Consider the following 3,565-nt stretch of genomic DNA (forward strand, 5'->3'; position numbering starts at 1 on the left):
CCGGGACGGCATCTCGGACTTCTCGTACGTGAACCCGGGCTACCAGCCGGGGCGCTTCCCGATCATGGCGGGCGCCTCGCTGCCCTTCCTGTTCGCCAACGCCAAGGGCGGCACCGCCGCCATCGACGCCTGGTACCGCCAGTACGCCGCGCAGGAAATGAAGGACGTGCACTTCTGCTTCGCGTTCGTGCACGACCCTGGCACCTTCCACGCCCGCAAGAAGATCCTGCTGCCCACGGACATCAAGGGCATGAAGATCCGCCCGGCCACCAGCACCATCGGCCAGATGGTCACCGCGCTGGGCGGCACCAACGTGCAGGCCTCCGCGCCCGAGGCGCGCGACATGCTGGAGCGCGGCGTGGCCGACGCGATCACCTTCCCCTGGGGCTCGATCCCGCTGTTCGGCATCGACAAGGTGGTGCGCTACCACATGGACGCGCCGCTGTACGTCACGCCCTTCGTCTGGGTGATGAACAAGGACAAGTACCAGAGCCTGTCGGCGGCGCAGAAGAAGGCGGTGGACGACCACTGCAGCACCGAGTGGGCCGAGCGCGTGGCCACGCCCTGGGCCGATTTCGAGTTCGGCGGCCACGCCAAGCTGGCGCAGAGCGGCCACGAGAGCTACAAGCTCACGCCGGACCAGCTCAAGGCCTGGCGCGAGGCCACCGCGCCCGGTGAGGCGCAGTGGGCCGAATCGGTGAAGAAGGTCGGGCAGGATCCGCAGAAGGTGATGGATTCGCTCAAGGCGAGCCTGGTGAAGTACAAGGCAGCGCTGTAACGCGGCGGCCCCCGTCGTCCCCGCGGCTGCGGGGACGACGATGAATTCCAATGAAAAAGAACTTCGCGGACCGTTTCATCAACGGCATCGAGTGGCTGGCCGCCATCTTCGTCGGCATCGTCGCCCTCAACATCTTCGTCAACGTGCTGCTGCGCAAGTTCTTCAGCACGTCGATTCCCGACTACTTCGACTTCGGCCGCATGCTGCTGGGGATCCTGATCTTCTGGGGCATCGCGGCCACCAGCTACCGGGGCGGCCACATCACGGTGGACCTGCTGTGGGGCGCGGCGAGCCCGCGCTGGAAGCGCGCCATCGACGTTTTCGCCACCCTCGTGCTGCTGTTCGTGGTGGTGGTGCAGACGGCCATGCTGTTCGACAAGGTGCGCCTCACCTACATCGACCACGTGCTCACCTACGACCTGAACCTGCCCACCTGGCCCTTCTACGCCGTGGCCTGGACGGGCGACGTCTGCGCGGTGCTGCTGATCGCCGTGCGCACCTGGCGGCTGGTGTTCCGGCCCGAGGCGCTGCACGACGAGCACTTCGACTCGCCGCTGGCGCCGGCGGAGTGAGGACGGCATGGACACCGACCTGATCGCCCTCGCGGGCTTCCTCACGCTGTTCGCGCTCATGCTGCTGCGCGTGCCGGTGGGCATGGCCATGGGCCTGGTGGGCATCACCGGCTATGCCTGGATCGCCGGCGCCGGCCCGGCGCTGAAGCTGGTGGGCCAGACCTCCATGCGCACGGTGACCGACTACACCTTCGGCGTGATCCCGATGTTCATGCTGATGGGCGCCTTCGTCTCCGTCTCGGGGGTCAGCCGCGAGCTGTTCAAGGCGGCCAACTCCATGATCGGCCACCTGCGCGGCGGCCTCGGCGTGGCCACCGTGCTGGCCTGCGGCGGCTTCGCCGCCATCTCCGGCTCCTCGGTGGCGACGGCGGCCACCTTCTCCGGCGTGGCGTATCCGGAGATGCGCCGCTTCGGCTACCCGCAGTCCTTCTCCACCGGCGTGATCGCCGCCGGCGGCACGCTGGGCGCGATGCTGCCGCCTTCCACCGTGCTCGCGGTGTACGCCATCCTGACGCAGCAGGACATCGGCAAGCTGTTCATGGCCGGCATCATTCCGGGGCTGCTGGCGATGCTGCTGTACGTGCTGACGGTGATGCTGATCGTGCGCGTGCGGCCGCAGTGGCTTCCGCGCGGCGAGGCCAAGGCCTGGAGCGAGCGCGTCTCCGAGCTGAAGAACGTGTGGGCGCCGCTGGTGCTGTTCATCTTCGTGATCGGTGGGCTGTACGGCGGCTTCTTCACGCCCACCGAGGCCGGCGGCGTGGGCGCGAGCGGCGCCTTCCTGCTCGGGCTGGCGCGCGGCCGGCTGCACCGCGCCAACATCAAGCAGGCGCTGCTGTCCGCCACGCGCACGGCCGCGGCGGTGTTCACGGTGCTGATCGGCGCGCTGATGTTCGGCTACTTCCTGACCATCACGCAGACGCCGCAGAAGCTCACGGCCTTCCTCACCGGCCTGGGCGTAGGCCCCTACGGCGTGCTGCTGCTGATCCTGCTGATGTACCTGGTGCTGGGCTGCCTGATGGACGCCATGGCCATGATCATCCTGACCGTGCCGATCATCTTCCCGGTGATCACCCAGCTCGGCTTCGACCCGATCTGGTTCGGCATCGTGATCGTGATGACGGTGGAACTGGGCCTGATCACGCCGCCCGTGGGCATGAACGTGTTCGTGATCAAGAGCGTGGTGCCGGAGGCGAGCTTCTCGACCATCTTCCGCGGCGTCTCGCCTTTCGTCGCCACCGACATCCTGCGGCTGCTGATCCTCGTCAGCTTCCCGGTGATCGCGCTCTGGCTTCCCGGCAAAATGGGGTAGCCATGAAGGAAATCATCTACACCGTGCGGGTCGAGTTCGGCGACTGCGATCCGGCCCGCATCGTCTGGTTCCCCAACTTCTTCCGCTGGGTCGACGCCTCCTCGCGCAACTTCTTCGTCAAGTGCGGCGTGCCGCCGTGGCACGAGACCGAGGCCGCCACCGGCATGATCGGCACGCCGGTGGTGGACACCCACGCGCGCTTCGTCAAGACCGCGAGCTACGGCGACACGCTGCAGATCCACACCTGCATCGCCGAGTGGCGCGGCAAGAGCTTCGTGCAACGCCACCGCGTGCTGCGCGACGACGACCTGATCATGGAATGCGACGAGGTGCGGATCTTCGCGGCGCGCCGGGGCGACGACGCCACGGCGATCCGCGCGGTGGCGATCCCGGAGGAGATCCGCCGGCTCTGCGAATAGGCGTCAGCGCTTCGCGCGCGACGAGCGCACGTCGCACTTGAGCACGTCGCGCATGTACTTCAGGCTCGCCTTCTTCGCCTGCGGCGTCTCCGCCGCCGTGCAGTCCGCCGGCACCCACACGCCTTCGTAGCCGCGCAGGAAGGCGTCGGCCGCCGTCATCTGCACGCACATGTCGGCGGCGAGGCCCGCGAGGATCAGTTCGCGTGCTCCCATCTCGCTGAGCAGCAGTTCCAGCGCGGAGCAGTAGAAGGCGGAATGCCGGGGCTTGAGCAGCGTGATGTCGCGCGGGCGCGGCGCCAGCAGGCGCGCGATGGCGCCGCTGGCGTCGTCGCGCGCGCAGCACTGCGCCACCAGGGCCTGGAAGTCCGATTGCCAGACGCCGTAGTTGTCGTTGGCGTAGACGACGGTCACCTTCTGCGCTTCCAGCGTCTCCCGCAGCCTTGCCGTGGCCCGTGCCGCCGCCAGCGCCGGCCGGGCGAGCTTCTCC

General features: G+C 68.1%; 5 protein-coding genes. 4 read left to right on the forward strand and 1 reads right to left on the reverse strand.

Annotation, left to right across the window (positions count from 1 at the left end):
* The 4 genes from VFM98_RS09970 to VFM98_RS09985 form a co-directional block, all read left to right on the forward strand.
* The coding region (locus VFM98_RS09970) for a TRAP transporter substrate-binding protein (protein ID WP_325109773.1) at positions 1 to 778 on the forward strand (778 nt) is incomplete at its 5' end.
* A 50-nt stretch (positions 779 to 828) separates the two neighbouring features.
* Positions 829 to 1,350 (forward strand): TRAP transporter small permease, encoded by a 522-nt coding sequence (locus VFM98_RS09975; RefSeq protein WP_325109774.1) that lies wholly within the window; start codon positions 829 to 831, stop codon positions 1,348 to 1,350.
* Positions 1,351 to 1,357: 7 nt separating this feature from the next.
* Entirely contained in the window at positions 1,358 to 2,659 is a 1,302-nt protein-coding gene (locus VFM98_RS09980; RefSeq protein ID WP_325109775.1) for a TRAP transporter permease, read from the forward strand.
* Positions 2,660 to 2,661: 2 nt separating this feature from the next.
* Entirely contained in the window at positions 2,662 to 3,078 is a 417-nt protein-coding gene (locus VFM98_RS09985) for an acyl-CoA thioesterase (protein ID WP_325109776.1), read from the forward strand.
* 3 nt (positions 3,079 to 3,081) lie between these two features.
* Here VFM98_RS09985 and VFM98_RS09990 read toward each other — a convergent pair.
* Positions 3,082 to 3,565: isochorismatase family cysteine hydrolase (locus VFM98_RS09990; RefSeq protein WP_325109777.1), on the reverse strand; the 484-nt coding region annotated here is incomplete at its 5' end.

Origin of the sequence: Ramlibacter sp., from assembly GCF_035706265.1 — a bacterium.
Taxonomy (GTDB): domain Bacteria; phylum Pseudomonadota; class Gammaproteobacteria; order Burkholderiales; family Burkholderiaceae_C; genus Ramlibacter.

Coding starts and splice junctions, on each gene's coding strand:
- VFM98_RS09985 (WP_325109776.1), top strand. CDS start 2,662: ATGAAGGAAATCATCTACACCGTGCGGGTCGAGTTCGGCGACTGCGAT.
- VFM98_RS09975 (WP_325109774.1), top strand. CDS start 829: ATGAAAAAGAACTTCGCGGACCGTTTCATCAACGGCATCGAGTGGCTG.
- VFM98_RS09980 (WP_325109775.1), top strand. CDS start 1,358: ATGGACACCGACCTGATCGCCCTCGCGGGCTTCCTCACGCTGTTCGCG.